Origin of the sequence: Sphaerisporangium fuscum (assembly GCF_018531465.1) — a bacterium.
Classification (GTDB): domain Bacteria; phylum Actinomycetota; class Actinomycetes; order Streptosporangiales; family Streptosporangiaceae; genus Sphaerisporangium; species Sphaerisporangium fuscum.
Window position 1 is genome coordinate 218,976 of record NZ_JAHDTF010000003.1, and the last position, 26,867, is coordinate 245,842.

Sequence of the window (26,867 nt, forward strand, 5' to 3'; positions counted from 1 at the left end):
TTCCCGTGTCCCGGCTGAGAGCCGGCTGAGAGAGGCCCACCCCCGTGAACAGGGACGACACGATCCGCCTGAGAACCCTCTCAGGATGTCTCAGCTTCGGCACAGGCGGTGCGCGGCAGCCTGCTGATGTCGGATCCACAGGACTTACCGTTGAGGAGTGAAATGCCCTCCCAGTCGAGAAGAGCACGCGCCGTGAGGTGGGGAGTGCCGGTGGCCGCGATCGCCGTGGTGGGAGCCGCCGTCGGCACCGGCCCGGTCATCGCCGCCGTCCAGGGCGACCCCTCCCTTCCCGACCGCACCGCCGAGCAGTTGCTCGCCGAGGTCGTCAAGGCGGGCCGGGAGCACCGGCCCCCCGTCATGTCCGGCACCGTGGTGGAGACCGCCTCCTTCGGCCTCCCCTCCCTGCCGATCCCGTCGGGGGCGAGCAGCTCGCCGCTGTCCCTGCTGTCCGGCAGCCACACCATGAAGGTCTGGTACGGCGGCGACGACAAGGTCCGCCTCGCCCTGCCCGGGCCGATGAGCGAGACCGACTTCATCTCCGACGGCAAGGGCGCGGCCTGGCTGTGGGACAGCGGCAAGAACACCGCCACCCGCTACACCCTGCCCCCCGACGCCGGGAAGCAGGACGGCGCGCGGGCCGCCCGCACCGCCCTGCCCGGCGCCGCGACGCCGGGCGAGGTGGCCGCCGAGCTGCTCAAGGCGGCCGGCCCGAGCACCGCCGTCACCGTCGAGAACGGCCAGCAGATCGCCGGCCGCGCCGCCTACCAGCTCGTCCTCACGCCGAAGGACTCCGCGTCCCTCGTCAAGGAGGTCAAGCTCGCGCTCGACGGCGAGAACTACATCCCGCTGCGCGTCCAGGTGTTCGCCAAGGGCACGGCCGAGCCCGCCTTCGAGGTCGGGTTCAGCCAGGTGACCTTCTCGGCGCCGGCCCCGGAGAACTTCGCGTTCACCCCGCCGGCCGGGGCGAAGGTCGAGCAGCAGACGATCGACGGCCGCGGCTGGGGCCCGAAGGGCGTAGGCCACGAGGCGATGAACGACGGCGCCAAGAAGCTCCGCACGTTCGGCAGCGGCTGGGCCACCGTCGTCGAGGTGCCGTTCTCGCTGTCCGACCTGTCCCGGCAGCAGGGCGACGAGCGCGCGAAGTGGCGGGGCGGCGGCGGCGACCCCGCGCAGGTCGCCGACTCGCTGCTGAAGTCCGCCAAGCAGGTCTCCGGGCCCTGGGGCAGCGGCCGGGTCCTGGAGAGCAAGCTGGTGTCGGCGCTGCTCACCGACGACGGACGGCTGCTGGTGGGTGCGGTCACGCCGCAGGCGCTGACCGAGGCGGCCGGACACAAGTGACCACGACGATGACGGGGGAGGGGGCGCGCGAGACGGCGCCCCCTCCGGGGGCCGCGTGGACCGCCCCTCCCGAGGAGTGCTCGATCGTCTCCAGCGGGCTCACCAAGCGCTTCCGCGGCGGGCAGGTCGCCGTGGACGACCTCGGGCTCGCCGTCCCGCGCGGCGCGGTGTACGGCTTCCTCGGGCCGAACGGCTCGGGCAAGACCACCACGATCCGCATGCTGCTCGGCCTGACCACCCCGACGGGCGGCCGGTGGGAGCTGCTCGGCCGTCCCATGCCGGCCGGGCTCGGCGCCGCGCTGCCCAAGGTCGGCGCCCTGGTCGACGGCCCCGCCTTCTACCCCTATCTGTCCGGCGAGGCCAACCTGCGCCGGTACGACGCCGCCGACCCGATGGCGGACCCGCGGACGGCGGCGAGCCGCATCGGCGCGGCGCTCGACCGGGTGGGGCTCGCCGCGGCGGCAGGGAAGAGGTACCGGGCGTACTCCCTGGGCATGCGGCAGCGCCTGGCGATCGCCGCCGCGCTCCTCGGCCCGCGTGAGCTGCTGGTGCTGGACGAGCCGACCAACGGCCTCGACCCGCAGGGCACCAGGGAGGTCCGGGCGCTGATCAAGGAGATCGCGGCCGACGGCACCACGGTGTTCGTCTCCTCCCACCTGCTGGCGGAGGTGGAGCAGATGTGCACGCACGTGGGAGTGATGCGCACCGGCAGGCTGGTCGCGCAGGGGCCGATCGCCGAGCTGCGCGCCGGGGAGGTCGCCCGGGTCCGCGTGGAGACCCCGCACGCCGGGGAGGCGCTGTCGGTGCTGCGCCGCCTCGGCCTGGCCGACGCGCGGACGGAGGAGGCCGCCGTGACGGCCGAGCTCGGCGACGCCGCGCCCGAGCGGGTCTGCGCCGAGCTGGTCGCGCAGGGGGTCGCGGTACGGGGCTTCGCCGTGGAGCGGCCGAGCCTCGAGGATGTGTTCGTCGGCCTGACAGGGGAGGGCTTCGATGTCGACGGCTAGGACCACGACACCCCCGGACGCGTCCGCCGTCCCCGAGGGGGCCGGGACGACCCCGGACGCGACCGTCGTCCCGGGGGAAGCCGGCGGGACTCCGGACGCGCCGGCGGTCGCGGCACGCACCGGCGCGGGCTCCCCGGACGCGGGGCAGGCCACCGTCCCCGGGAGCCGGGGAGAGGGCGTCGCCGGTCCCGCCGGTTCACGGCCCGGGGCGGGGACGCCGGCGGGCGGGGCGCCGGGGCGGGTGCGGGGAGCGGTACGGCTGCTCGGCTCGGAGCTCGGGCTCACCTTCCGCAGGCCCCGCAACGTCGCCATGCTCGTCGTGCTCGCGTGCGTACCGGTGCTGCTCGGCATCGTGCTGCGCATCGTGGGCGGGGACGGCGAGGCCCCGTCGATCATCACCCAGGTGGCCGGGAACGGCCTGGTGCTCACCTTCGCGGCGATGTCGCTGCTCGTCCAGCTGCTCCTGCCGCTCGCCGTGGCGATCGTGGCGGGCGACGCGATCGCGGGCGAGGCGAGCATCGGCACCCTGCGGTACCTCCTGGTGGCACCGGCCGGGCGCACCCGGCTGCTGGCCGTGAAGCTCGCCAACGTGGCGGTGTTCGCGCTGGCCGCCTGCGCGGTCGTCTCCGTCGCGGCCCTGGTCGCGGGCTTCGTCCTGTTCCCGATCGGGCCGGTCACGCTGCTGTCCGGCACCAGCATCCCGATCTCCGAGGCGCTGGTGCGCATCCTGATCGTCACCGGGTACGCCGCCGCCGGCATGACCGCCCTGGGCGTCCTCGGCGTCGCCGTCTCCACGCTGACCGAGGTCCCCATCGGGGCGGTCGCGGGGACGGTCGCCACGGTGATCTTCTCGCAGGTCTTCGGCGCGATCCCGCAGCTCGCGGCCGTCCGGCCGTACCTTCTGAGCTCCTGGTGGAGCTCCTTCGACGGCGCTCTGCGCGACCCGGTCGCGGTGGACGTGATGGGCCAGGGCCTGCTCGTCTTCGGGGCCTACGCGCTGGTCTTCGGCACGATCGCCTGGGCCCGCTTCTCCGGCCGCGACATCACCGGCTGAGCCGGGCCGGCTGTGAGAGCGCGCGCCGGCCCGGGACGGACGACGGGTCCGGGCGCCCCCACACGCCGGACCCGTCCTTTCCCGTCAGTTCCCCGAGGCTCCGCGGCCCCGGCGCAGGCCGGCCACGCCGGTGGCCACGCCGGCCACGCCGGCGACGATCCCGATGCCGGCCAGCAGCCGCGCGGTGCCGTCGGAGCCGGAGGGCGAGGCGGCCGCCTGTGCGGTGACGGTCACCGCGGGGCTCGGGGCGGCGGACGCCCCGTGGTCGTCGCCGCCGGACCCGTGCCCCTCGCCGCCCGCCGCGGGGGCGACCAGCTTGAGCAGGGGAGTGGGGTGCTCGGCCTCCGAGCCGTCGGCCTTGGGGGCGTCGGCCCACTTGACGACCTCGCCGCCGGAGTAGGTCTGGGTCGTGGGGAAGGCGAGCTGGTCGGTGTCCTCGGGCAGGAAGCCCATCGACACCTCGAACTCCTGGAACTGGCCCGGCTCGATCTTCCCTCCCGACCAGGTGATCTTGGTGACGGCCTTCTTGATGTCGCCGTACTTGGACGGCACCGGCTTGGGCAGCGTCGTCTCGGTGACCTTGGCCGTCCAGCCCGGGACCGGCCGTACCGAGACGAACGGCAGCGGGTGGTCGGCGGGCAGCTCGATCTCCAGCTTGGTCGTGGAGTCCTTGTCGCGTTCGTTCGGGACGCGGAAGGCGACCTTCGCGAAACCGCCCTTCTCGGCGGTTCCGGGGTTGATCGTGACGTGGGCGAGGGCGGGCAGGGCGAGGCCGACGGTGACGGCGAGGGCGCCGGCGGTGACGGCGGCCACCCGGCGGCAGGCTGAGCTGAAGGACATGGGAGATCTCCACTTCGATACCGGGAACGGCGGGAACGCGAGTCGCGCGGCGGCTCGCGTGGTGCGTCAGGAGGCGGCGGGAAGTGGAGGACCGCGCCGGCGGACGACGTGACGCAGCTCCCGCGCGGCCGGGGCCGGGGCGGGACGCCGTGAAGGACGGGCGAGGGGAAGCCAGGGACCGCGGGCGCCCTCGCCGAGCAGGGCCAGCACGCGGCGCAGCCGGCGTACGGCGAGCGCGCCGAGCCGCCGCAGCACCGACCACAGGGCCGACTCGCCGCGCGCGAGCCACCAGCCGGTGACCAGCGTCGCGGTGAGGTGCGCGATCATCATGCCGAGGCCGGCGCCGACGCCGCGCCCGTGGCCGAGATGCAGGCCGAGAGGCGAGCCACCCCCGGAGGACAGGTCGAACAGCTGGTGGAGGCAGGCCTGCGTGCCGACGAGGAAACCGACGATCGTCTGCGCCGAGCGCTCCCGGCCGACGAGGACGGCCGCCGCGCCGGTCACGCCGAGGCCCCCGGCCGCGACCGCCCACCACCCCGGCCCGGATCCGCCGGCCGCCCGGTGGCCGAGCACGGCGAGCGTCACGCAGACGACCGTGAAGGCGGCCGACCGCGCGAGGCGCAGGGGGAGGCGGGCACGCATGACGCCCACATGGTGTCACGGCTCGGCGGTGCGTGTCTCACCGGCGGCGATCCAATCGTCTCGACGGGACGCCTGCCTTTTTGAGGCTTTTGTCGCTACTGTTGCCCGCGATCAGGTTCCATGAGCGGACTGAGGTGGTCACCATGCGGCACTTCTTCGGGTTGCTGCTCGGCGTCGTCGTGACGGCCGCCCTGCTGGGCGGCGCCGGATGGGCCTCCCAGGACGCCGCGCGAGGGCTGGCGAACGCCACGGGCGCCGCGGCGGACCCGGTGCACGACACCAAGGCCCTGGTCGGCCTCGGCGTCATGCTGGCGGTGGGCCTGCTGTTCGGCCTGGTCGTGGCCGGGCGCGTCTCGCCCCTGGCGACGTTCGTCCCCTCGATGGCGCTGCTGGCGTGGAGCGTGGTGTACGTGCTGGACGTGCGCCGGGCGCTCGGCTACATCCCGGTGGACCCCTCGCTGAGCCCGATGGTGCTCCAGGCCGGCGCGGGGATGAAGGCGCTGCTGACCTCGGGGATCTTCGCGATGCTCGGCATCGCCCTGTTCGTCCCCGTGCTGATGCCGTCGCGCTGGGCCGCCCGTTCCCGGGACCTGGACGACGGCTACGACGAGGAGAGTGCCGAACCGGTGGGCCGGTACTAGCCGCCCCGGTCTACGTCGGCAGGGTCCGCGTGTAGAGGCGGGCGACGACGTCCTCGATCGAGGTCTCCTCCGGGGCGGTGGCCCGCAGCTCGTCGACGGTGCCGTCGAAGGCCAGGCTGCCGTGGTCGATCAGCATGACGCGGCGGCACAGCCGTTCGATGTCGCCGAGGTCGTGGGTCGTGAGCAGCACCGTCGTGCCCCGCTCGGCGTTCAGGTCGCGCAGGAACTCGCGGACCGCCGCCTTGCTGACCACGTCGAGGCCGATCGTCGGCTCGTCGAGCACCAGCACGAGGGGGTCGTGCAGCAGCGCCGCCGCGATGTCGCCCCTCATGCGCTGCCCGAGGCTGAGCTGGCGGACCGGCTTGTGCAGGAAGCCCCCGAGGTCGAGCACGTCGCACAGCTCGGCCAGCCGTTTCCGGTGCTCGTCCTGATCTACTTTGTAAAGGTGCCGGATCAGGGTGAAGCTGTCCTTCAGCGGCAGGTCCCACCACAGGGTCGTCCGCTGCCCGAAGACCACGCCGATGCGGCGGGCGAGCGCCGTCCGGCGCCGTGAGGGGTCGAGCCCGGCCACCTGGATGCGGCCGCTCGTGGGCGCCAGGATGCCGGTCAGCATCTTGATCGTGGTGGACTTGCCGGCACCGTTCGGCCCGAGGTAGCCGACGAACTCCCCGGCGGCCACCTGGAAGGACAGGTCGCGTACGGCGTGCACGACCCGCGTGCCGCGCCGCAGCCACCCCCTCTTGTGCCGCAGTGTGAAGGAGCGGCCCACCCCGTCGAGCTCGATCATCTGGTCAACTCCCCGTCGAACGGTAGCGGCGAAGGCCCGCCCGCCAGGCGAGCGCGGCGAGCGCGGACAGCGCGAGCGCGGCGGCGGGGCCGAGGAACCGCAGCCAGTACGGCAGGCCGAGCGGGTCGGGCCGGTCGAGCACGTAGAGGCCCGGCTGCCAGTTGACGAAGGCCAGCGGCACGATGAACGTGACGGCCCGCACGAGGTCGCTCCCGTACACACTGAGCGGGTACTGCGTGAGCTGGGCGCCGCCGTAGGTGAAGGCGTTGGCCACCTCGGGGGCGTCGGTCAGCAGGAACTGCAGCGCCCCGCCGAGCGTCCAGATCGCCGTGGCCAGCACGACGCCGCACAGCACCATCAGCGGGATCATCCACGCCCGCTCCCAGGGCACGTGGAGCCGGGCGAGGGCGATCACGAGCACGACGGCGGCCTGCAGCACGCGGCCGGCGCGCTGGAAGGTGAACCTGTCGACGGCCATCTGCACGAACGGGCTGACCGGCCTGATCAGCATGGCGTCGAACGTGCCGGCCCTGACGTGCCGGCTGAGCTTGTCGACGTTGCCGAACAGCATGTCGGCCAGCAGAGAACGCCATGCCGGAGGTGCCGTACAGGAACATCACCTCGAGCAGGGTGAAGCCGCCGAGGGTGCCGATGTGCGCGAAGATCACCGCGATCGCCGCCATGTCGAGGCCGGTGACCATGAACGACCCGAGGGTGAGCATCACCATCGACAGGGGGTACTGCGCGGCCGCCCGTAGCCAGGTGGCCGCCAGCAGGACGTAGCTCCTGGCCATCTCGATCACGCCTCACCCACCCTGGATCACGACCTTGTGCCGCGCGGAACGGGTGGCCAGCGCCCCGAGGGCCAGCACCACCGCGGCCCACAGGGCCTGGAACGCCAGGGCGCCGAGCACGTCCCGTTTGCCGAGGTACACATCGGCGGGGACCTGCACCATCGCCGCCCACGGCAGCGCCTGGACGAGCGAGCCGAACCAGCCGGGGAACAGGACGAGCGGCAGGGTCATGCCGCTGAAGAACATCGTCATGACCAGCGACAGCGACTGCACGCCCCGATCATCGACGAGCCAGCAGCTGGACAGCGCCACCAGGTAGCGCAGGCCGAAACTGACCACGACGCCGAGGGCCATCGAGGCCAGGAAGGCCGGCCAGATGACCGGATGAGTGGGGAACCGGATACCGAAGATCAGCGCGCCCGCCACCGTCGGCGGCACGCTCCGGAAGAAGAAGAGGAACAGAGCGCGGCCGAGGTCGTCGGCGAGATTCCACAACTGCAGGGAGGCCGGGCGGACCAGGTCGATGGCGACGTCGCCGGTGCGCACCCGCTCGGCGAGCTGCAGCCCGCCCCCGAAAACCTCCATCGGGCCGATGAACGCCTGGGTGAGGAAGCAGAACGTCACGGCGTCGGTGACGTCGTACCCGGCAAGGCCCGGCCGCGCCTGCCACAGCGCGATCAGCACGTAGGCGCGCAGGACCCCGAACACGGTGTTGGTGAACGCCCCGGCGAGGGCCGCGCTCCGGTAGGCGGCGTGACGGCGGAAGCCGTACGTGAAGATCGTCAGATAGAGCGGGAAGGTCGCGCACCTCCAGGGACGGGGGAGTGGCATTCTAACCAGCCGCCCGCCCGCCGGTCGCCGGGTTTTCCCGGTACGGCAGCGGTGCCCGTCCCTCCTTGGCCCCGGGAGAACACCACCGGACGGCCGTGGTGGAGCGGCCCCGCCCGGGAGAGCCTTCTCCCGGGCGGGGCCTTCCCCGGCCGTTCAGGTGTGCCGCGTGGCGCCGAGGGGCGGCGCGGCGGCCGCCGGCGGGGCGGTCAGGTGACGGTGGCGCAGATGACCCGTGGCGTGATCGTCTTGGCCTGGGCGGTCTGGTTGCCGACCCCCACCGTCCACTGGTTCCCTGCCGATGACGACAGGTTGGTGTCGACGGTGAACGGCGCGGTGGCCGGCGACACCTGGTAGCCGCCGCCGAGTGCCGACTTGCCCGGAGGGCAACTGACGGTGGCGAGCGCGCAGAGGGTGTTGGCGCCACATGTCAGCGGCGTCCCGGTGACGATCTGGTAGCCGGAGATTCCGGGCGGGCCTGCCTGGCCGGCCGGCCCCGCGGGGCCGGGAACGCCCTGCGCGCCGGCCGGGCCCTGAATACCGGGAACGCCCTGCGCGCCCGCCGGCCCCTGGTCGCCGGGAACGCCTTGCGCGCCCGCGGGCCCCTGCGCACCGGGCGGCCCGGGAACGCCCTGCGGCCCCTCGGGGGCGCGCAGGATCTTCGGCCCCGCGCCTTCGTGCCGCTTGTGCTCGACCGGCTTCGTCATGACGTCGGGTTTCTTCGTGATGCCCGGCCTCTTCGTGATGCCCGGCCTCTTGGCCGGCTTTTCGGTGACCGGCTTGTGCTCGCCCGGCTGGAGGTGCTCCTCGTGTCCGGTCCGGTCATGGCGGCGTCCGGATCGCCGGTCGAGCAGCCGCGCGGCCTCGTCGTCGTCCAGTCTCCTGATCCGCACCAGATTGGTGTAGGTGTGCAGCAGGTGGTGATGGCGGCCGTCCCCGTGGTGACGGCGGTGCCACCACCGGTGGTGCCGGTGACCTCCTCCGCCGGGGTTCGGGTCCGAGGCCCGGAAACGGCGGCGGGCCGATGAAGAACGGGCGGTGAGGGAGCTTTCGGCCGCTTTCGGAGCCGCGAAGAGGGCGCCCGATGGGAGCCCGGAAGCGGTTCTCGTCTCGGCGACGGCGGGAGCGGCGGCGGTACCCAGGGTGACCAGGCCGCTGGTCACCATGACACCGAAGGTGAGAAGCCCGAGGGTGGTGCGGGACTTGGGCAACTTTGATCCCCCTTGAAGGCATTTACGGTCCCAACGGCGGCATCCTTCGTGTTTGATGGATATGTCCGTCTTGGAAACCTTTATAGGGCATTCCTGTATTGCTAAGGTTTCCGGGGTCTACGGCCGCAAACGGGGGTCGCGGGCTCTTGCCGCTGCGATTGTCGTTTTATTGAGGTCGAAGCGCCACTCCTGGGTTATTCATATGGAATATCGCTCATGCCCTATTTGTGTCGGGCGAGGGTGGGTGGTTATTTCCGATATTGTCGGAATGATGGTATTCGTGTGTCGTCACGGCCGCGCTTCGGTGCGGCGGTGTCCGGACCACGGTCGCCCACGGCCTGCCGCGACCTCCTCCAGCACCGGTTCGATGACGTGCTCGGCCGCCCAGTGCGCCACGTCCTTCGGGTAGGGGCCGCGGAGGTTGAGGGCGATGTGGGTGACGCCCGCCCCGACGAGTTCGAGGGCCGTGGCGCGCGTCGCGGCGGGATCGTCGTACGACACGGTCATCTGGGTCGAGCGGGTGATCTCGGCCGGGTCGCGGCCGATGGCGGCGCAGTGCGCGTCGAGGACGGCGCTCCGCTCGGCGATGTACTCCACCGGGTTGTGCGGGGGGCCGGGGACGTTCCAGACGTCGGCGTGCTCGGCGACCACGCGCAGGGTACGGTCGCCCCACCCGCCGATCATGAGGGGCGGGCCCGGCCGCTGGACGGGCTTGGGCTCGCAGCGGGTGCCCTTCAAACGGTAGAAGCGTCCCTCGAAGTCGAAGACGTCCTCGGTCCACATGCGGCGGAAGATCGCGCAGGTCTCGGCGAGGCGCTGGACGCCCTCGGCCGGCGGGACGATCGTCAGCCCGTAGGCGTCGTACTCGCGCGGGGTGAGCGTGTCGCCGGGCTGATGCGTGCCGCCGACGCCGATGCCCATGACCAGCCGGCCTCCGGAGATGACGTCGACCGTGGCGGCGATCTTCGCGAGCACGGCCGGCGGGCGGACGCGGTTGCTGGTGACCATCACCCCGAGGCGCAGCCGTTCGGTGCGCGCGGCGAGCGCCGCCAGCAGCGTCCATCCCTCCAGGATCGGCCCGCCCGGGTCGCCCATCAGCGGCAGCATGTGGTCCCACAGCCACGCGTGTTCGATCAGCGGCACGCTGTCGGCCTCCTGCCAGACGCGGAGGATCTCGTCGTAGGTGGTGTGCGCGGGGACGGTCTTGAGGCCGAAGCTGACGCGCTTCTCGTCGGTCACGGTGCAGCCTTCCGGGGCTTGGGTGGAATTAGCTAGACGGCTAATCATTAGCCGGGCAGCGAGAACAGTAGACGGCTAACGAAGCCTGGTCAAGCCGTGGCCGGCCCGGGGTGGCGGGAGCGCGAGGAGGGGTGTGCCGCCGTCCGGAACCCGGTGTGCGGTCAGGGATTCGCGCGGTTTCCGGCGGGACGCCGCTGTGCGCCGGCGGGGGTCGTACCGTCTCTCACCAGGTCAAATATCCACGGACCCTCTCGACAAACCGCGTAACGTCCGTGTAAACCGGAACATACCCGCTGGTAGATAGAACGGTGTTCGGGCAGGGGCTGCTCATGGAGGTACACATGCAGCAGGAGATCGACGTCGACGTACGTCCCGGCTATCCCATGAGCTGGCAGGCGAGCATCCTCAACGGCATGCTCCGCGGGACCATGAAGCCGATCTCGTCCCTCCTGCTCAGACACGACATCGGAATGACTCTTGTGTCCCGGCTCGTCGCGATGGGGGAACGACTGCCCTGCCGCGCCCCCGCCCACGTGTCCATCGTGAAGGAGGACGCCGACCCCTGCGGCTCCGAATGGGTCCGCGCCGGCGGCGGCCTGGACGAGAGCAAGGTGCTGCTCTACTTCCACGGCGGCGGATACTTCCTGTGCTCCCCGGCCACCCACCGGCCGATCACCTGGCGCCTGTCGGCCGTCGCCCAGCGCCCGGTGCTGGCCGTCGACTACCGCCAGGGGCCGGTCCACTCGCTCGCCGAGTCCCTGTCCGACGCCCTGGATGCCTACCAGGGGCTGCTGGAGAAGGGGTACGACCCCTCCGGCATCATCCTCGCCGGCGACTCCGCGGGCGGCCACCTGACGCTCGCCACGCTGCTGTCGCTGCGCGACCGCGGCCTCCCCCTGCCCGCCGCCGCCCTCTGCCTCTCGCCGTGGGCCGATCTGTCCGACATGCGGCGCAGCGCGAACAGGTGGGCGGACCCGATCCTTCCCGCCGGCCGCGTCGAGTGGCTCGCCCGCCGCTGGACCGCGGGCCTCGACTGCCGTGACCCGCTGGTCTCACCGGTCTTCGGCGACTACACCGGGCTGCCGCCCATCATGGTCGTCACCGGCTCCACCGAACTCCTGCGCGACGAAGGCCGCCGCGTCGCCCTCCGGGCCCGCCGCGCGGGGGTGAAGGTCACCTACGAGGAGTGGCGGCGCATGCCCCACGTGTTCGCGCTCCTGGCCGACGTCGTGCCGGAGGCCCGCATGGTGTTCCGCCACATCGAGCGCTTCCTCCGCGCCACCGGCACCGTCCCCGCCGGCCCCCAGGCCGACCTCTCCGCCCCCGTCCCGGACTTCCAGGACCCCAGCCCCGCCGCGGCCTGACCCGCGCGACCGCACCGGTCATCGCAGGGCGGCCCGCCGCGCCGCCGCCGTCGCGGAGGACAACCCACGCCTACAGGCGGGCCCGGACGGCCGCCGCCGCGTCGGCGATGTGGATCTCGTAGGCCGTCTCCGGGGGAAGGAGCAGCGAGTTGTGCACCGCGCTGTGCCGGACGACGTTGCAGAAGGACTCGCGCAGCCCCTCGGGGACGCCCGGGGCCTCGACGACCAGCTCGATGCGGCTCACGTGCGCGGGCCGCACGCCCGTCTCGTACTCGGCGGTCACCCGCACCCCGGCGGGTAGCTGGCACCGGTGGAGGTAGCGTTCGGCGCAGTGCGCGACGCAGGCGGCGAGGCTGCCCACGAACAGCTCGACCGGCGTGGGCCCGCTGTCGCTCCCGCCGAAGTCCATCGATTGATCGACGCGGATGGTGTGGTGGCGGGCCCGGATATCGAAGCGATCTCCGCCGCGCCAGAGCACTCTGAGCGTGCCGTTGCGTTCGTGTTCCATGGGTGGCTCCGTGAACAGTGCGATCGTCCGGCCCGATCGGATCCCCTCCCACCGCCGTCACCTCTGACGGTACGCCCGGCGGCCCGGCTCCACCGCACGCGCCCCTCGAAGGACGAAGGCCGCGGGGAGGCTTCGCCATGGAGCCGGCGTCCAGAGGTGGAAGGCACGTCGACGTCAGGGGCTTTCGTCCCGCCGAATCAGCGACGAGCACTCTGGGGGCGGCGGGCCCGGCCCCGGCCAGCCGGACGACCTGCGCGCCTGCCTGTACGGGCTGCACGCCGTGCTGACCCTGCACTTCGCCCAGGAGGAGGAGGCCTGCTTCTCCCTGGCCCGAAGCTCTCCCCTCACGGTACCGGCCGACTGAACCCCGGCGATGTGGGGCGCATCGGTCACACCTGTCACACGGGTTTCTTACCTGGAGGGATGAGTCGTCTTACCTCTCATGCCACTTCGAACTAGTTCCCGCAGAATGCCCTTCGGGAGAGACACAGTGTCCTGTGCCGTACTCCTCGAAGAGAGGTCACCTCCGGATGGCACGTGGCGGAGCAGGCGTCCCGAGTGGGACGCCGCCGGGCGTTCGGCCGCTGACGGTGGGCGACCCGGTGATCATCGGGCGCTACCTCCTGCTCGGCCGCCTGGGAGCCGGGGGCATGGGGGTGGTCTACCTCGCCGAACGCCCCGAGGGCGGTCTCGTCGCCCTCAAGACCCCGCACGCCCTCCACCTGGCCGATCCGACACTGCGGGCGCGTTTCGCCGAAGAGGTCCGTTTCTCCCACCGCGTGGTGCCCTTCTGCACGGCCGCCGTCCTGGAGGACGGCGTCGACCGCGACCGGCCCTATCTCGTCACCGAGCACATCCCCGGCCCGTCCCTCGCCCAGGTCGTCTCGGCGCGCGGCCCCCTGACCCCGGACCTCGCCTACGGCGTCGCGCTGGGCTCCGCGGCCGCCCTGGTCGCGATCCACGACGCCGGTTTCGTCCACCGCGACCTCAAGCCCGGCAACGTCCTGCTGTCCCCGCACGGCCCCCGCGTGATCGACTTCGGCATCGCCCGCGACCTGGACGCCGCCGTGGCCCACACGCAGGCCGGCCAGATCATGGGCAGCCCCGGCTGGGTGGCGCCCGAGCGCCTCACCGGCGGTCCCGCCATCCCGGCCTCCGACGTCTTCGCCTGGGGATGCCTGGTCGCCTACGCCGCGACCGGCCACCATCCGTTCGGCAGGGGAGAGGTCGACGTGCTCACCCGGCGCATCCTCGTGGAGGAGCCGCGCCTGGTGTCGGTGCCCCGGCTCCTGATCGCCCCCGTCTCGGCCGCGCTGGCCAAGGAGCCGGAGCGGCGCCCGGACGCCGTGGCGCTGCTGGCCTGGCTGCTGCGGGCCGGGGGAGTCGACCCCTCCTGGGGGCTGCGTGAGGCCGTGGCGGCCGTGCTGGAGGAGATCTGGGCGCCGGTCCCGCATCCCGCCGACGCGGGAGCCTTGACCGTCGGCGAGTTCACGGGCGACGGGGCCTTCATCGGTGACGGCCGTGCGGCCGGGTCGCGCGCAGGCCCGTGGTACGGCGGGGCCGCCGCGGACGCGCGGCCGTACCCGACCGGTCCGGCGTACGGCGGCGGGGCCGCCGGGGACGGGCGGGCGCACCCGACCGGTGCGGGATACGGCGGCGGCGCGTCCAGGGAGCGCGGGGGTGACGGCGTACCCACCGGCGGCGGGGCCTCCGGGGCCGCCGCGACGACGGGGGCGCGGACGGCGCGCCGTTCGGCCCGGCGCGGGCACGTCTCGCACGCCGGTTTCGCCGCTCTCGCGACGGTGTCGATCGCGGCGATGACCGTCGTGGCGGCGGGCGGCGGCACCAAGGTCGACCCGAGCTCCGGACATCCTCAGCAGGTGCCGGTGGTGGTGCCCGTCGACGGGTCCCGGGTTCCGTTGAAGCCGCGCGACAGCCCGGCGCCCGGCGTCACCGCCGCGGCCCGGCACGAGGTGGAGGAGCCCGATCACCCCTCCCGGATCACGCCCGCCCCCGCCGTGATCACGACGCGGCCGCCGCGCGGCCGGGCCACCGCCGGTGGCACGCCCGTGCCCGACGACCCCTGGCGGACGCCGTTGCCCTCGCCCAGCCGGCAGCGCACCACCTCCCGGCCTCCCGAGCCGCAGCCACAGCCCTCCCCGACGTGCACCACCAAGCGCGGCAAGGAGAAGCCCTGCGGCAGGACCAAGGATCCCGATTCGGGCCCGACCGGCCGGCCGTCGCCGACGAAGGACCCCAGGCCGACGGTCAGCGTCAGCCAGATCCCCGAGTGGGGCGACGGCGAGTCCGGCCCGCCGACGCCCGCCCCCACACTCAGCGATTCGCCCTCGGCCTGAACACCGCTCCCTACGCCGAGCCGCTCGCCACCACCGCCTGCGGGCCGGTCGTCCGCACCCACCGGGTCACCCCGACCGAGCGGCGCCTGCCCGGCGCCCCGAGGATCTGGGGGAGCGCGCACGACGACGGCGCGGCGCCCCGCGCACGGGCCGCTACGTGGTCCTCTGCACCAACGCGGTCTACCACGGACCCGCCCGCACGCGGATCGCGCCACTGCGCGGTGCTCGCCCGGGAGATCGTCCGCCGGACGGCGGCGTAGGCGCGGAACGCGGGCCCGTCCGGAGGGGGCCGCCTGCCCAAGCGGATCTTTACCGGACGAGCCCGCGGGTTCGCGGGGGTTGCGGGTGCCTTGCTTACTTACTACGGACGCCGGATCAGTGCGCGTGCGCGAACTGCTCGGCCTCGGTGGAGCCCTTCAGCGCCACCGTCGAGGAGTCGGGCGAGATCGCCGTGCTGATCAGGTCGAAGTAGCCGGTGCCGACCTCGCGCTGGTGCCGCGTGGCGGTGTAGCCCTTCGCCTCGGACGCGAACTCGGCCTCCTGGAGCTCGACGTATGCCGTCATGCCCTCCTCGGCGTAGCCGCGCGCGAGGTTGAACATCGAGTGGTTCAGCGAGTGGAAGCCCGCCAGGGTGATGAACTGGAAGCGGTACCCCATGTGGCCGAGCTCGCGCTGGAACTTGGCGATGGTGGAGTCGTCGAGGTGCTGTTTCCAGTTGAACGACGGCGAGCAGTTGTAGGCCAGCATCTGGTCGGGGTACTCCGCCTTGATCGCCTCGGCGAAGCGCCGCGCCACGTCCAGGTCGGGCGTGGAGGTCTCCATCCAGAGCAGGTCGGAGTACGGCGCGTAGGCCAGGCCGCGCGCGATGCAGGCGTCCACGCCGTTGCGCACCCGGTAGAAGCCCTCGGCGGTGCGGTCGCCGGTGGTGAAGGCCTGGTCGCGGGGGTCGACGTCGCTGGTCAGGAGCGTCGCGGCCTGAGCGTCGGTCCGCGCGATGATCAGGGACGGCACATCGGACACGTCGGCCGCGAGGCGGGCCGCGTTGAGGGTCTTGATGTGCTGGCCGGTCGGGATCAGCACCTTGCCGCCGAGGTGGCCGCACTTCTTCTCCGAGGCGAGCTGGTCCTCCCAGTGCACTCCCGCCGCACCCGCGGCGATCATGCCCTTCATCAGCTCGAAGGCGTTCAGCACACCGCCGAAGCCGGCCTCGGCGTCGGCCACGATCGGGGCCAGCCAGTACGGCGCCCTGCCGTCACCCTCCGACCAGGTGATCTGGTCGGCCCGCAGCAGCGCGTTGTTGATGCGGCGCACGACGGCGGGAACCGAGTTGGCGGGGTACAGGCTCTGGTCGGGGTAGGTCTGACCGCCCAGGTTGGCGTCGGCCGCCACCTGCCAGCCGGACAGGTAGATGGCCTTCAAGCCCGCCTTGACCTGTTGCACGGCCTGGTTGCCCGTGAGCGCGCCCAGCGCGTGCACGTAGTCCTCGGTCTGCAGCAGCGACCACAGTCGCTCGGCGCCGAGACGGGCGAGGGTGTGCTCCTCCTGCACGGAGCCGCGCAGGCGAACGACGTCTTCGGCCGTGTAGGTCCTCTCGACGTTCTTCCAGCGCGGGTTGCTCTCCCACTCTCGCCGCAGCTCGTCTGCAGCTCCCTTGAGGCGATCTTCCATTTTGACTCCTTTGCCGTCCTCTGGGGGCTTGGTTCGAGTCTGCGACGGCTGGCGAGCGTCATCAAGCCTGACCGCGAGAAATCTGCTGGTTCTTTCGTCTTAAGTGAATACTCGCCGGTATTCTTCTAGCAAGAAACGCAAAGTTTTCATTATGGACTAGACCAATTCTTGTGAGCCAGGTCACGAGCGGCCGCCGGATAAACCACCACATATCGCTACAGATGAGGGCGTTTCGCCTCTTCCTTGATCTCGAACGTTGCGCCAAGGACCGCATGACCCTCGCCGTCGCCTCCCGGTGCCGGCCGGACGGCGGGTCGCCGGTGGCGTCACTGGAAGATGTGTAGAAATTTCGCCTAGGATCCTGGTATGGCGTCCTTGCTGGGAGAAGAACCGCTGTCTTTGACGCAGGAGCTCGACCTGCTGGCGTTCGGCCAGCGTTTGAAGCACCTGCGCAAGCAGCGCGGCCTCACGCTTTCGGAGCTGGGCGAGCGGGTCGGCCGGGCCCCCAGCCAGCTGTCCCTTCTGGAGAACGGCAAGCGCGAGCCCAAGCTGTCGCTGCTGAAGGCCCTGGCGACGGCGCTCGGGGTGCCGGTGGAGGAGCTGCTGCGCCGCCAGGCGCCCAACCGCCGGGCCCAGCTCGAGATCGCCCTGGAGGAGGCGCAGCGCGACCCCATCTACGCCTCGCTCGGCCTGCCGAAGCTGAAGGTCTCGGCCCGGGTGCCCAACGACGTGCTCGAGCACATCCTCGGGCTGTACGAGGAGCTGCGCTCGCGCGAGGCCAAGGGCACGGCCACCCCGGAGGAGGCCAGGGCCGCCAACGCCGAGCTGCGGCGCAAGCAGCGCGAGCAGGGCAACTACTTCGCCGGGATCGAGACGGCCGCCGCCGAGGCCCTGGCCGCCGTGGGCTACCGCACGGGGGCGCTCTCGCAGGGCACCGTGCAGGCCCTGGTCACGCACTTCGGGTACACCGTGCAGACCGCCCAGGACCTGCCCCGGTCCGTGCGCTCGATCACCGACCTACGCAACCGGCGCATCTATGTCAAACACGAGCAGCTTGGTATGCACACCCCGCGAACCATCCTGCTGCAGACCCTCGGCCACCTCGCCCTCGGTCACCACAAGCCGCGCGACTTCGCCGACTTCCTGCGCCAGCGCACCGAGGCGAACTACTTCGCCGCCGCCGTGCTCGTGCCGGAGGCCGCCGCCGTGCCGTACCTCAAGGAGGCCAAGCAGGACAGGGCCCTGTCGGTGGAGGACCTGCGCGACGTGTTCGCGGTCTCCTACGAGATGGCCGCGCACCGCTTCACCAACCTCGCCACCCACCACCTCGACCTGGTGTGCCACTTCGTGCGCAACGACGCTGGCGGCATCATCTACAAGGCGTACGAGAACGACGGCATCGTCTTCCCCGCCGACGAGCAGGGCGCGATCGAGGGGCAGCGCATGTGCCTGCACTGGTCCGGCCGCCAGGTCTTCGTCTCGCCCGACCGCTTCTCGGTCTTCCACCAGTACTCCGACACCCCCACCGGCACGTACTTCTGCGTCGCGCACGTCGATCCGTCCAGGGAGCGCGACTTCGCGATCACGCTCGGCGTGCCGTACCGCGAGTCGCGGTGGTTCCGCGGCCGGGAGACCACCAACAGGACCCGGTCGAACTGCCCGGCGGGCGACTGCTGCCGGCGCCCGCCGGCGGAGCTGACCCAGCGCTGGGAGGGCTACGCGTGGCCGTCCGCGCGGGCGAACTCCCACGTGCTCGCCGCCCTGCCGCCGGGGTCGTTCCCGGGGGTCGACGAGGCCGACGTCTACTCGTTCCTGGAGCGCCACGCGGGCGGCTGACCCGAGGGGTTCGGCGTGCCCGGTTGAAAGTTTCAGCGGCGTTCCCCGTCCGGTCCGAGGTCGGTGAGGTGCCGTGCGAGCGGGCGAGCGGGGGCTCTTGCGAGGCGAGCGGGTCGGGGAGATCGTGTGGGAGCGCTCCCAGGCGCCGGAGAGGCCCTCCGGCCGCTTCTTCCCCTCGGTTTCGTCACGGAGAATCCCCATGCCAATCCCCTGGAACTCGTGGCGCAGAGCCCTGGCGGTCCCGGCCGCCGTGCTCCTCGCCGGATTCGGGCTCGCCACCGTCCGGACCGCTGCCGACGCCGCGGTCTCGTGCTCGGCGACCTACGCCAAGACCTGGGACAACGGCAGCGCGTTCGGTGCCACCATCACGGTGACCAACACCGGCGACCCGCTGACCACCTGGACGCTGAGCTTCGACTTCCCCGACAACCAGGTGATCACCCAGATGTGGGACGGCGTGCCGGCCCCCGCGGCCCCCACCCCGGCGGGCGCGGCCATCAAGATCACCCCCCTCTCCTACAACGCGGCCAAAGGCACCGGGGCGACCTGGACCGTCGGCTTCAACGGGACCTACACCGGCGGGGTCAACACCGCCCCGGCCGTCAGCTGCGCCGGCAACGGCGGGGGAGGGACGACGCAGGCCCTGGTCGTCTCCCCGACCGGCGTGAGCGTGCCCGAGGGCGGGACCGCGACCTACGGCGTCCGCCTGCGGTCCCAGCCGACCGGCAACGTGACCGTCACCAGCACCGCCGGCGCCGGTGACAGCGACATCACCGTGAGCGGCGGCGCCGGCCTGACCTTCACCACCTCCAACTGGAACACCCCGCAGACCGTGACGCTCCGCGCCGCGGAGGACGCCGACAAGGTCAACGGCACCCGGGCGATCACGGTCGCCTCGTCCGGCCTCACCTCGGTCACGGTCACCGCGACCGAGGCCGACAACGACGGCGGCGGGGGCGGCGCGGCACCGGCCCTGCACGTCTCGGGCAACAAGCTGCTCACCTCCGGTGGCGCCGCCTACCGCCTGCTGGGCGTCAACCGGGCCAGCGGGGAGTTCGCCTGCGTACAGGGCAAGGGGATGTGGGACAGCGGCCCGGTGGACCAGGCCTCGGTCGACGCGATGAAGGCCTGGAACATCCACGCGGTCCGGATCCCGCTGAACGAGGAGTGCTGGAACGGCACCAGCGGCTCGCCCAGCGGGGCCGCCTACCAGCAGAACGTCAAGGACTACGTGAACCTGCTGGTCGCCAACGGCATCACCCCGATCGTGGAGATGCACTGGAACCACGGTCAGTACAGCGGTCAGGGCGCCGGCTGCTCCGACACCGCGGCGACCTGCCAGAAGCCGATGCCCGACGCCCAGTACGCGCCGGCGTTCTGGACGGGCGTGGCCACCATGTTCAAGGGGAACGACGCGGTCGTCTTCGACCTGTTCAACGAGCCCTACCCCGACGCCGCCGCCAACTGGAACGCCACCGCCGCCTGGACCTGCTGGCGCGACGGCGGCACCTGCACGGGCATCGGCTACCAGGTGGCGGGCATGCAGTCGCTGGTCGACACGGTGCGCGCCACCGGCGCCACCAACGTGATCATGCTGGGCGGTCTGGCCTGGTCCAACGACCTGAGCCAGTGGCTCACCTACAAGCCCGCCGACCCGGCCGGCAACCTCATGGCGGCATGGCACACCTACAACTTCAACACCTGCTCCACGGTCTCCTGCTGGGACAGCCAGGTCGGGGCCGTCGCCGCGCAGGTGCCGGTGCACGCCGGTGAGATCGGCCAGAACTCCTGCGCCCACGACTACATCGACCAGGTGATGGCGTGGGCCGACGCGCACGGCATCGGGTACACGGCGTGGACCTGGAACCCGTGGGGCTGTGGTCAGGGCAACGTGCTCATCACCGACTACAACGGCACCCCCACCAGCACCTACGGCGAGGGCTTCAAGGCCCACCTGCTCACCCAGAACCCCCTGTCGTAGCACCCCGTCCGGAACCGGGCCCGATCCCCTGTCGGGCCCGGTTCTTTCCTGCGCATAAAGTGATATCGGGTGTTACAGGAGGCGACAGGGGGCAGGGGGATCGGGCGTGCTGCCTGAGGTGGAGGTCTGGCTGCGCGACCGTACGACGGCCTCGGCCGACTGGCCGGTGGAGCGCCTGCTCGCCCGCAAGGGCACCACGACGATCAGCGTGGTGCTCCCGGCCAGGAACGAGGCCGAGACGGTGGGCGAGATCGTCTCGGCGATCCGGCGCGACCTCGTCGAGGCCGTTCCGCTGGTGGACGAGCTCGTCGTCGTCGACTCCCGCTCCACCGACGACACCGCCGCCCAGGCGGTGCAGGCGGGGGCGAAGGTCTTCGGCCAGGACGAGATCCTGCCCGCCCTGGCGCCGATGGACGGCAAGGGCGACGTGCTGTGGAAGTCCCTCGCCGCCACCTCCGGCGACCTGCTGGTCTTCGTGGACGCCGACCTGCGCGAGTTCCGCACCTCGTTCGTCACCGGCCTGCTCGGGCCGCTCCTCGCCGACCCCTCGGTGGTGTACGTCAAGGGCTGCTACGACCGGCCGCTGCAGGAGGTGCAGGGCGGGGGAGGGCGGGTCACCGAGCTCGTCGCCCGGCCGATGCTCAACCTGCACTGGCCGCTGCTGGCCGGGTTCGTCCAGCCGCTCGCCGGGGAGTACGCCGGGCGGCGCGAGGCGCTCGAACGCGTGCCGTTCGCCACAGGGTACGGCGTGGAGTTCGGCCTGCTCGTCGACCTGCTCGAACACGCCGGCCTGGACGCCCTCGCCCAGGTCGACCTCGGCCGCCGGGTGCACTCCCACCAGTCGACCGAGGCGCTCGGCGTGATGGCCGGGCAGATCATGCACACCGCCTGGGCGCGCCTGGAACGCCAGGGCAGGATGATCCCCCTGCACGTCCCCTCGCCGGGCCTGACGCAGTTCAGCCGCGGTGCGACCGGCCACGTGCCGCTCCATCGCGACGTCTCCGTGGCCGAGCGGCCCCCGATGATCGACGTCCCCGAGTACGCCGCCTCCCGTCCCGCCCGCTGAGGCCCGCCCGCCGGGTGCTCACGGGGGCCCGGCGGGGGCGATGCCCTTCAGGAGGGTGGCGACCAGGTCGTCGGCGAGGTCGCCGGGGACGGCTTCGGCGGCCGGTGGGTCGCCGCCGAACACGCGGGGCAGCACCAGCTCGTGGCACGCTCCGACGATCATCGTGGCCGCCGCCTCGACGGCGGCGTCCGGCGCGATCCTCCCGAGGTCGCGCTCGGCGCGCAGGTACGCCGTCAGGGCGTCGCGCAGGCCGAGGCCGCCCTCCAGCGGGTTGGGCAGGTCCTTGAACCGGGCCAGCACCTTGGGCTGGTGCAGCAGGCCGGCGAAGGCGGGCATGATCGCGACGTGCAGTGCCAGGCCGCGGGCGATGTAGGCCCGCAGGTTCGCCTCCACGGTGCCCTCGCCGGCCCGCCGCGGCGGCTCGCCCAGCCCGCGCTCGACGGACCGCACGTGGGCGTGCAGGGCCAGCGCCAGCAGCTCTTCCTTGTCGGCGAAGTGGTTGTAGAGCACGCCGTCGGCCACCCGCGCCTCGCGGGCGATCGTCCGGACGGTGAGCCCGGCCGTGCCCTGCTCGGCGATGAGGCGTTCGGCGGTCGCGATCAGGTGCTCGCGCAGCGTCCGGTCGCCACCCCCGGCCCGCAGCACGGCCGCTTTTCTCGGAGACATCACGCCACATCGTATTGACGTGCCCGCCCGGCAGCGGGACCACCCGGTTCGCGCCCGCGCGTCGCCGAGACGCATCCGGCGGTCCCGCGCCGGGTGGTCAGGGGCGGACGGCGGTGGTCAGCCAGGCGGCGCCGCTCAGGCGGACGGCGTCGGGCTGGGCGAAGGGGCGCAGCGCCTCGGTCAACGCCTCCCGGGCCCGCCGCGCGGCGTCCGCGTCGACCTGGCCGAGGATGTGCTGGACGGGGCCCCACGCGCCGAGGAAGGCGGCAGCGTCCTCGACGTCGCGCCCCCAGACCTGCGGCGCCTCGACGGGCGTCGCCGTCACCTTCTCGAATCCCGCGCCGGTGAGCACCTCGTGGATGCGCGCCGGATCCGACATCGACTCCGGCCCCGGCTCGTGCGGTCCCCGGCCGCCGACCAGGCCGGGGAGGTGCCGTCGCATCGCGGCGAAGACCGGGCCGAGGTCGCTTTCGCCGATGCCCCGCATGCTGAGGAAGGCGACGCGGCCGCCGGGCCGCAGCGCGCGGCCGATGTTGGCGAAGGCGGCGACCGGGTCGGCGAAGAACATGATGCCGAACCGGCTGACGGCGACGTCGAAGGCGGCGGCGGGGAGCGGGTGGACCTGCGCGTCTCCCTCCGTGAAGGTCACGTTGGCGACGCCCTCGCGCGCCGCCAGCTCGCGCGCCCGGCGCAGCATCGGCGCCGACAGGTCGAGCCCGGTCGCGTGGCCGTTGTGCGCCCGGCGGGCCGCCAGCCGCGTGACCTGCCCGTTCCCGCATCCGACGTCGAGCACCCGGTCGCCCTCGCCCGGGGCGGCGGCCTCCAGCAGGTGGTCGTTGAACCCGTTGTTCACCGCGTCGTACCGGTCGTGGTTGTCGGCCCAGTGGTTGCCTTCGTAGCCGTTCCACGCCTCGGCCTGCTGTGTGTTGACGATCCCGCCCATCAAGCCCTCCCAAGGATATTATGAACGCCTGTTCATGAACGAGCGTTCACAACTGTAGCCGCCGGGCGGCCCGGGAGGGAAGTCGCGCGGAGGCGGCTCAGTTCCAGCCGGCGAGCCGCAGAGGGTGGCGGGGGCTCGCGGCCGGGACGAGGGCCCTGGGGGCGGCGTCGATCAGGGCCTCGCAGGTGAGCAACTCCCAGTTGCTCATTTCAGGATTCGTCAGAATCGCGGCCACCTGGGCGCGGACGAGTCCGGTCCCGGTGTCGTCGTCGGTCTGAATTCTTATGGCGGCGTAGCGCGACCCCTGGTGGAATTCCTTGCTCCACTGCCGGGGCAGGAGTGCCAGCATTCCGCTGCCGTCGATGAGGGCGGTGTCGGACGGGCGTCCCGTCACGTGGCGCATCGTCAACACGACCAGCATGGCCGGATGCTCCCTTCAGTCCCAGGTCGTACCGGGAACGACACGTGAGCGGGCGGTGGGCGAGGGTGCGGCGGGGAATGTGGCGGTCCTTTCGGACGTACCCGGGAAAGCGGTGCCGGTCTTCATTTCCTGATTCCTTTTCGCTGGAGGCCGTTTCGTCGGCGGTCGGTTCTTCCATCACCGACTCTGCCTTTTCCGGATCCGGCGGGCCAGGCGTTCCGGCGGCAACAAGTTGCCCGTTATTGGCCGTTTCCTGCCAGCGGCTTTCCCGTCCCCCTGACGGACCCGCCCGATCTCGCCGCGGCCCGCTGTGGTTGGGTGGGCTCGTGACCGTCGCTGATGTTCTGGGGCTGGCCGGGGTCGGGGTGCTGGCGGGCGTGGTGAGCACGGTGGTGAGCCTGGCCTCGATCGTCTCCTACCCGGCCCTGCTCGCGTTCGGGCTGCCGCCGCTCACCGCGAACGTCACCAACACCGTCTCGCTGGTGTTCACCGGCATCGGCGCGGCGGCCGGGTCGCGCCCCGAACTCGCCGGGCAGGGCGGGCAGGTGGCCCGCCTGGGCTGGCTGTCGGCGGCGGGGGGCATGGCCGGGGCGGCGTTGCTGCTGATCACGCCGTCGCAGACCTTCGGCATGATCGCCCCCTGGCTCATCGCGGCCGCCAGCCTGCTGCTGGTCCGCGCGCCCCGGCCGGAGAGGTTCGCCCTCGCCGCCCGGGAGCGGAACGAGTGGGCGCTGCGCGCGGGGATCTTCGCGGTCTCGATCTACGTCGGGTACTTCGGGGCGGCCGGCGGCATCCTGATGTTCGCCGTGCTGTCCTCGGCGATCCGCGACTCGCCGGTCCGGCTCAACGCCGTCAAGAACGTGCTGTCCGCCCTGGCCAACGGCGTGGCGGCGGTCGGGTTCGCACTGTTCGGGCCGGTGCGGTGGGGGGTGGCGCTGCCGCTCGCGGCGGGTTTCCTGGTGGGCGGCTGGGTCGGCCCGGCGATCGCCCGGCGGCTGCCCGGCCGCACGCTCCGCCTCGCCGCCGCCGTCTCGGGCCTCTTCGTCGCGGTCAAGCTGGGCGTGGACGCGTACCTGTAGCCCCACGCCCAAGCGTGTCTTACGTAGCGAGATACCGGGAAAAGGTAACGTTTACCGTTAATCTGGTGATCGCTACCAGGTGTGACGCAAAAGGACGTTGATGTCGACAGAGCAGCCACCACCCGGAGTGGACCCGCACATCCCTAACGCGGCGCGGATGTACGACTACTTCCTGGGCGGGAAGGACAACTTCCAGGCCGACCGGGACCTCGCCGAGCTGGTGCTGAGCGCCATGCCCGAGACCCGCGAGGGCACCAGGGAGAATCGCAGGCTGATCGGCCGCGTCGTCGAGTACCTCACCCGGCAGGGGATCACCCAGTTCCTCGACCTCGGATCGGGGCTGCCCGCGCAGCAGAACGTCCACGAGGTCGCCCTCCGGTTCGCACCCGAGGCGCGCGTGGTCTACGTCGACAACGACCCGGTCGTCTGCGCGCACGGCCGTGCCCTGCTCGCCGAGGGCGACCGGGTGGTGATGGTGCGGGGTGACGTCAGGCGGCCGAAGGAGATCCTCGACCACCCGGACGTCCGGACGACGATCGACTTCGGCGAGCCGGTCGCGGTCCTGATGATGTTCCTGCTGCATCTCATTCCCGACGAGGACGACCCGCACGGCTTCGTCGCCGCCTACCGCGACGCCGTCGCGCCGGGCAGCTACCTCGCCATCTCCCACGTCGGCAGCGACGCCGCCCCGGAGCGGACGTCGCGGATCGTCGAGCTCTACCGGCAGGCCAACAGCCCGTTCTGCCCGAGGACCGGGCAGGAGATCCTGCGCTTCTTCGGCGACTTCGAACTCATCCCGCCCGGTCTGGCCACGGGACTGCCCTCCGAGAGCGTCTGGCCGTTCGTCGACGCCGACACGCCGATGTTCGTGGACGAGGAGATGGCCCGGATGGGGTACGCCGGCATCGCCCGCAAGCCCTGACGGACCGTCGTTCGCCCCGGTATGGCGTTCGCTAGCGCTCCCGGCGCAGGGTGCGGAGGAAGCGCCACAGCGCGGAACGGGGCGTCTCCCCGGCGGCGGGCGCGGCGCCCGCCTGCGGCGCTCCCGGCTCCGCGCCCGGGGTGGCCGCCGGGCCGGGCACGTGGTTCGGGGCGAGCTCGAACTGCACCGGCAGCGCGCGCAGCGCCCGGATGAAGGGGGACGGCCGCCACGGCAACTGGTCGGCGGGAAGGGCGAGCCGTACCCTCGAGAAGCGCTCGAACAGCCGGCTGACGGCGATCGCGGTGATGCGGGTGGCGAGCCGCTGGCTCGGGCAGCGGTGCGGCCCGGCCCCCCAGGCCAGGTGGGCGCGCGTGCTGCGCAGGGCGTTGGGATCGAGGGTGCCCGCGAACAGCGGGTCGGCGTGCGCGCCCGCGATGGACAGCATCACCGGGTCGCCCGCGGCGATGACGAACCGGCCCAGCTTCACGTCCACCAGGGGAAAGCGGAAGCTGAGGTTGGCGAACGGCGGGCTGGCCAGCACCACGCGGTTCATCGTCTCGTCGATGGTCCCCTGCGACAGGCTGGTGCGCACGTCGCGGTTGGTCATCACCTCGACGACGGTGTTGCAGATCAGCGAGCCGATGTAGTCGCCGATCATGCCCGGCAGCACCACCAGCTCGCGCGCCAGCTCTTCGACGGTGAGGTCCGGGACGGCCGCCAGCATGTAGGAGCCCATGTCCTCGCCCGGACGGGTCATCTTGGTGGCCGCCAGGTCGGTGATCGAGGTCATGACCCGCTGGAACGCCACCGCCGCGTCCGGAGCGGCGTCCATCACCCGCCAGACGTCCATGAGGAAGTCGTCGCCCCGGTCGTTGTCCAGCCCGAGGAGCCGGCAGCAGACCATCAGCGGCAGCGGCCGCGCGAACTGCGCCGACAGGTCCGCCCACCCGGTGGGGGAGGCGCCTTCCGCGAGCACGTTGATCAGGTCGTCGGCGTACCGCCCGATGGCCTGGGTCAGCATCTGCGCCTGCGGGTGAGCGGGGTCCTGGTACGGCGCGAGTGCCGCGCTCCAGGCTTCGCGCAGCCTGAGGTGCGGCGCCCCTTCCTGCGTGTAGGAGTTCTGGAGGTCGACCACGGGCATCAGGGGCCAGTCCGGCGGGACGCGCCCCTCCTGCTTCCACCGCCAGTGGTCGAGATGCTTGCTCCAGATGTCGCCCTCGTTCTGCAGGATCTGCAGCACTTCGTTGTAGCCGAGCGCCAGCCAGACCGGCACACCCAGCAGCTCGACCGGGGCGACGGGGCCGAACCGGCCGCGCAGCCGCTCGTGGACCAGGGCGGGGTGGGAGTCGTAGTCCCTGGTCAGGAGCGGCTCGAGGGGCATCGAGGACAGCGGCTGGGGGATCGATGCGGCCCAGGCGTCAGGCATCAAGGGGTGCTCCACCTCTCCGTCACGGCACGAAGCCTGCCTTCCGCCCGAGAGCGGTCACGTCGTGACGCCGACGTGGAAGAAAAGATGGAGCCTCCTCATCACCGGTTGATGTGAAAGGCGACACTTTTCGGACACATCCCGATGGGAGTGCGTCGAATCCCCGCGCATTTCCCCAGCCCGAACGAGTTTCGGTCCCCCCCTTATATGACTGTCCCTCATGTCTACCACTTCCCTCCTTCCTCCGCAGCC

25 protein-coding genes are annotated in these 26,867 nt (G+C 72.1%); 12 read left to right on the forward strand and 13 right to left on the reverse strand.

Going from position 1 to position 26,867, the window contains the following annotated elements; genetic code table 11:
- The first annotated feature begins 210 nt into the window (after positions 1 to 210).
- The 3 genes from KIK05_RS03845 to KIK05_RS03855 are packed head-to-tail and all read left to right on the forward strand — an operon-like array spanning position 211 to position 3,396.
- Positions 211 to 1,338 (forward strand): LolA family protein, encoded by a 1,128-nt coding sequence (locus tag KIK05_RS03845; RefSeq protein ID WP_308249728.1) that lies wholly within the window; start codon positions 211 to 213, stop codon positions 1,336 to 1,338.
- A complete protein-coding gene (locus KIK05_RS03850) occupies positions 1,335 to 2,342 on the forward strand; it encodes an ABC transporter ATP-binding protein (RefSeq protein WP_308249729.1) in 1,008 nt (335 codons plus the stop codon). The genes KIK05_RS03845 and KIK05_RS03850 overlap by 4 nt, the downstream gene beginning before the upstream one ends.
- Positions 2,329 to 3,396 carry an ABC transporter permease gene (locus KIK05_RS03855; RefSeq protein ID WP_214409123.1) on the forward strand — a complete coding sequence of 356 codons (1,068 nt, stop codon included), beginning with the start codon at positions 2,329 to 2,331 and terminating at the stop codon, positions 3,394 to 3,396. Before KIK05_RS03850 ends, KIK05_RS03855 begins: the two co-directional genes overlap by 14 nt.
- An 84-nt stretch (positions 3,397 to 3,480) precedes the next feature.
- On the opposite strand, the gene KIK05_RS03860 is transcribed toward KIK05_RS03855, so the two are convergent.
- Positions 3,481 to 4,236 (reverse strand): YcnI family copper-binding membrane protein, encoded by a 756-nt coding sequence (locus KIK05_RS03860; RefSeq protein WP_214409124.1) that lies wholly within the window; start codon positions 4,234 to 4,236, stop codon positions 3,481 to 3,483.
- Positions 4,237 to 4,302: 66 nt separating this feature from the next.
- Positions 4,303 to 4,878, reverse strand: coding sequence for an MFS transporter (locus KIK05_RS03865; protein WP_214409125.1), 576 nt, complete (start codon positions 4,876 to 4,878; stop codon positions 4,303 to 4,305).
- A 143-nt stretch (positions 4,879 to 5,021) separates the two neighbouring features.
- On the opposite strand from KIK05_RS03865, the gene KIK05_RS03870 reads away from it, so the two are divergent.
- Complete coding sequence (locus KIK05_RS03870) at positions 5,022 to 5,519, forward strand: hypothetical protein (RefSeq protein ID WP_214409126.1); 498 nt, start codon at positions 5,022 to 5,024, stop codon at positions 5,517 to 5,519.
- A 10-nt stretch (positions 5,520 to 5,529) separates the two neighbouring features.
- On the opposite strand, the gene KIK05_RS03875 is transcribed toward KIK05_RS03870, so the two are convergent.
- The gene (locus tag KIK05_RS03875; protein WP_214409127.1) at positions 5,530 to 6,306 is read right to left on the reverse strand and encodes an ABC transporter ATP-binding protein; all 777 of its coding nucleotides are present in this window, start codon (positions 6,304 to 6,306) and stop codon (positions 5,530 to 5,532) included.
- Between the two features lie 4 nt (positions 6,307 to 6,310).
- Positions 6,311 to 6,877, reverse strand: a complete 567-nt coding sequence (locus tag KIK05_RS03880; RefSeq protein ID WP_308249730.1) for an ABC transporter permease — start codon at positions 6,875 to 6,877, stop codon at positions 6,311 to 6,313.
- Between the two features lie 20 nt (positions 6,878 to 6,897).
- Between KIK05_RS03880 and KIK05_RS48695 the strand changes: the two genes are divergently transcribed.
- The gene (locus KIK05_RS48695) at positions 6,898 to 7,089 is read left to right on the forward strand and encodes a hypothetical protein (protein WP_308249731.1); all 192 of its coding nucleotides are present in this window, start codon (positions 6,898 to 6,900) and stop codon (positions 7,087 to 7,089) included.
- A 23-nt stretch (positions 7,090 to 7,112) separates the two neighbouring features.
- Here KIK05_RS48695 and KIK05_RS03885 read toward each other — a convergent pair whose 3' ends face one another.
- The 3 genes from KIK05_RS03885 to KIK05_RS03895 all read right to left on the reverse strand — a co-directional run bounded on the left by KIK05_RS03885 (position 7,113) and on the right by KIK05_RS03895 (position 10,378).
- Positions 7,113 to 7,931: an ABC transporter permease gene (locus tag KIK05_RS03885; protein ID WP_214409128.1), complete on the reverse strand. Its 819-nt coding sequence runs from the start codon at positions 7,929 to 7,931 to the stop codon at positions 7,113 to 7,115.
- Positions 7,932 to 8,137: 206 nt separating this feature from the next.
- Positions 8,138 to 9,139: a collagen-like protein gene (locus KIK05_RS03890; RefSeq protein ID WP_214409129.1), complete on the reverse strand. Its 1,002-nt coding sequence runs from the start codon at positions 9,137 to 9,139 to the stop codon at positions 8,138 to 8,140.
- 288 nt (positions 9,140 to 9,427) lie between these two features.
- Complete coding sequence (locus KIK05_RS03895; protein WP_308249732.1) at positions 9,428 to 10,378, reverse strand: LLM class flavin-dependent oxidoreductase; 951 nt, start codon at positions 10,376 to 10,378, stop codon at positions 9,428 to 9,430.
- A 341-nt stretch (positions 10,379 to 10,719) separates the two neighbouring features.
- Here KIK05_RS03895 and KIK05_RS03900 point away from each other — a divergent pair, with 341 nt between their 5' ends.
- Entirely contained in the window at positions 10,720 to 11,742 is a 1,023-nt protein-coding gene (locus KIK05_RS03900) for an alpha/beta hydrolase (RefSeq protein WP_214409131.1), read from the forward strand.
- A gap of 70 nt (positions 11,743 to 11,812) precedes the next feature.
- Here KIK05_RS03900 and KIK05_RS03905 read toward each other — a convergent pair whose 3' ends face one another.
- Positions 11,813 to 12,250, reverse strand: coding sequence for an OsmC family protein (locus KIK05_RS03905; protein ID WP_214409132.1), 438 nt, complete (start codon positions 12,248 to 12,250; stop codon positions 11,813 to 11,815).
- A gap of 602 nt (positions 12,251 to 12,852) precedes the next feature.
- On the opposite strand from KIK05_RS03905, the gene KIK05_RS03910 reads away from it, so the two are divergent.
- Complete coding sequence (locus tag KIK05_RS03910) at positions 12,853 to 14,607, forward strand: serine/threonine-protein kinase (protein ID WP_214409133.1); 1,755 nt, start codon at positions 12,853 to 12,855, stop codon at positions 14,605 to 14,607.
- A 375-nt stretch (positions 14,608 to 14,982) separates the two neighbouring features.
- Here the strand turns inward: KIK05_RS03910 and aceA are convergent, their stop codons facing one another.
- Positions 14,983 to 16,275 carry an isocitrate lyase gene (aceA, locus tag KIK05_RS03915; RefSeq protein ID WP_214409134.1) on the reverse strand — a complete coding sequence of 431 codons (1,293 nt, stop codon included), beginning with the start codon at positions 16,273 to 16,275 and terminating at the stop codon, positions 14,983 to 14,985.
- A gap of 366 nt (positions 16,276 to 16,641) precedes the next feature.
- On the opposite strand from aceA, the gene KIK05_RS03920 reads away from it, so the two are divergent.
- The 3 genes from KIK05_RS03920 to KIK05_RS03930 all read left to right on the forward strand — a co-directional run bounded on the left by KIK05_RS03920 (position 16,642) and on the right by KIK05_RS03930 (position 21,158).
- On the forward strand, positions 16,642 to 18,111 hold the full coding sequence (locus KIK05_RS03920) for a helix-turn-helix domain-containing protein (RefSeq protein ID WP_372455564.1): 1,470 nt from the start codon (positions 16,642 to 16,644) through the stop codon (positions 18,109 to 18,111).
- A gap of 199 nt (positions 18,112 to 18,310) precedes the next feature.
- Positions 18,311 to 20,092: a cellulase family glycosylhydrolase gene (locus KIK05_RS03925; RefSeq protein ID WP_214409135.1), complete on the forward strand. Its 1,782-nt coding sequence runs from the start codon at positions 18,311 to 18,313 to the stop codon at positions 20,090 to 20,092.
- A gap of 106 nt (positions 20,093 to 20,198) precedes the next feature.
- The gene (locus tag KIK05_RS03930; protein ID WP_214409136.1) at positions 20,199 to 21,158 is read left to right on the forward strand and encodes a glucosyl-3-phosphoglycerate synthase; all 960 of its coding nucleotides are present in this window, start codon (positions 20,199 to 20,201) and stop codon (positions 21,156 to 21,158) included.
- Between the two features lie 18 nt (positions 21,159 to 21,176).
- On the opposite strand, the gene KIK05_RS03935 is transcribed toward KIK05_RS03930, so the two are convergent.
- The 3 genes from KIK05_RS03935 to KIK05_RS03945 all read right to left on the reverse strand — a co-directional run bounded on the left by KIK05_RS03935 (position 21,177) and on the right by KIK05_RS03945 (position 23,188).
- On the reverse strand, positions 21,177 to 21,824 hold the full coding sequence (locus KIK05_RS03935; protein ID WP_214409137.1) for a TetR/AcrR family transcriptional regulator: 648 nt from the start codon (positions 21,822 to 21,824) through the stop codon (positions 21,177 to 21,179).
- Between the two features lie 97 nt (positions 21,825 to 21,921).
- A complete protein-coding gene (locus KIK05_RS03940) occupies positions 21,922 to 22,767 on the reverse strand; it encodes a class I SAM-dependent methyltransferase (RefSeq protein ID WP_214409138.1) in 846 nt (281 codons plus the stop codon).
- A 97-nt stretch (positions 22,768 to 22,864) separates the two neighbouring features.
- Positions 22,865 to 23,188 (reverse strand): hypothetical protein, encoded by a 324-nt coding sequence (locus KIK05_RS03945; RefSeq protein ID WP_214409139.1) that lies wholly within the window; start codon positions 23,186 to 23,188, stop codon positions 22,865 to 22,867.
- Between the two features lie 326 nt (positions 23,189 to 23,514).
- Here KIK05_RS03945 and KIK05_RS03950 point away from each other — a divergent pair, with 326 nt between their 5' ends.
- On the forward strand, positions 23,515 to 24,267 hold the full coding sequence (locus KIK05_RS03950) for a sulfite exporter TauE/SafE family protein (RefSeq protein WP_308249733.1): 753 nt from the start codon (positions 23,515 to 23,517) through the stop codon (positions 24,265 to 24,267).
- 100 nt (positions 24,268 to 24,367) lie between these two features.
- On the forward strand, positions 24,368 to 25,189 hold the full coding sequence (locus KIK05_RS03955; RefSeq protein WP_214409141.1) for an SAM-dependent methyltransferase: 822 nt from the start codon (positions 24,368 to 24,370) through the stop codon (positions 25,187 to 25,189).
- Between the two features lie 31 nt (positions 25,190 to 25,220).
- Here KIK05_RS03955 and KIK05_RS03960 read toward each other — a convergent pair whose 3' ends face one another.
- Entirely contained in the window at positions 25,221 to 26,615 is a 1,395-nt protein-coding gene (locus KIK05_RS03960; RefSeq protein ID WP_214409142.1) for a cytochrome P450 family protein, read from the reverse strand.
- Positions 26,616 to 26,867: the final 252 nt, after the last annotated feature.

Bases quoted from the DNA above. Each gene is read 5' to 3' on its own strand.
- KIK05_RS03855 (WP_214409123.1), top strand. From the start codon at position 2,329: ATGTCGACGGCTAGGACCACGACACCCCCGGACGCGTCCGCCGTCCCC.
- KIK05_RS03860 (WP_214409124.1), bottom strand. From the start codon at position 4,236: ATGTCCTTCAGCTCAGCCTGCCGCCGGGTGGCCGCCGTCACCGCCGGC.
- KIK05_RS03865 (WP_214409125.1), bottom strand. From the start codon at position 4,878: ATGCGTGCCCGCCTCCCCCTGCGCCTCGCGCGGTCGGCCGCCTTCACG.
- KIK05_RS03870 (WP_214409126.1), top strand. From the start codon at position 5,022: ATGCGGCACTTCTTCGGGTTGCTGCTCGGCGTCGTCGTGACGGCCGCC.
- KIK05_RS03875 (WP_214409127.1), bottom strand. From the start codon at position 6,306: ATGATCGAGCTCGACGGGGTGGGCCGCTCCTTCACACTGCGGCACAAG.
- KIK05_RS03880 (WP_308249730.1), bottom strand. From the start codon at position 6,877: ATGCTGTTCGGCAACGTCGACAAGCTCAGCCGGCACGTCAGGGCCGGC.
- KIK05_RS48695 (WP_308249731.1), top strand. From the start codon at position 6,898: ATGCCGGAGGTGCCGTACAGGAACATCACCTCGAGCAGGGTGAAGCCG.
- KIK05_RS03885 (WP_214409128.1), bottom strand. From the start codon at position 7,931: ATGCCACTCCCCCGTCCCTGGAGGTGCGCGACCTTCCCGCTCTATCTG.
- KIK05_RS03900 (WP_214409131.1), top strand. From the start codon at position 10,720: ATGCAGCAGGAGATCGACGTCGACGTACGTCCCGGCTATCCCATGAGC.
- KIK05_RS03905 (WP_214409132.1), bottom strand. From the start codon at position 12,250: ATGGAACACGAACGCAACGGCACGCTCAGAGTGCTCTGGCGCGGCGGA.
- aceA (WP_214409134.1), bottom strand. From the start codon at position 16,275: ATGGAAGATCGCCTCAAGGGAGCTGCAGACGAGCTGCGGCGAGAGTGG.
- KIK05_RS03920 (WP_372455564.1), top strand. From the start codon at position 16,642: ATGGCGTCCTTGCTGGGAGAAGAACCGCTGTCTTTGACGCAGGAGCTC.
- KIK05_RS03925 (WP_214409135.1), top strand. From the start codon at position 18,311: ATGCCAATCCCCTGGAACTCGTGGCGCAGAGCCCTGGCGGTCCCGGCC.
- KIK05_RS03935 (WP_214409137.1), bottom strand. From the start codon at position 21,824: ATGTCTCCGAGAAAAGCGGCCGTGCTGCGGGCCGGGGGTGGCGACCGG.
- KIK05_RS03940 (WP_214409138.1), bottom strand. From the start codon at position 22,767: ATGGGCGGGATCGTCAACACACAGCAGGCCGAGGCGTGGAACGGCTAC.
- KIK05_RS03945 (WP_214409139.1), bottom strand. From the start codon at position 23,188: ATGCTGGTCGTGTTGACGATGCGCCACGTGACGGGACGCCCGTCCGAC.
- KIK05_RS03955 (WP_214409141.1), top strand. From the start codon at position 24,368: ATGTCGACAGAGCAGCCACCACCCGGAGTGGACCCGCACATCCCTAAC.
- KIK05_RS03960 (WP_214409142.1), bottom strand. From the start codon at position 26,615: ATGCCTGACGCCTGGGCCGCATCGATCCCCCAGCCGCTGTCCTCGATG.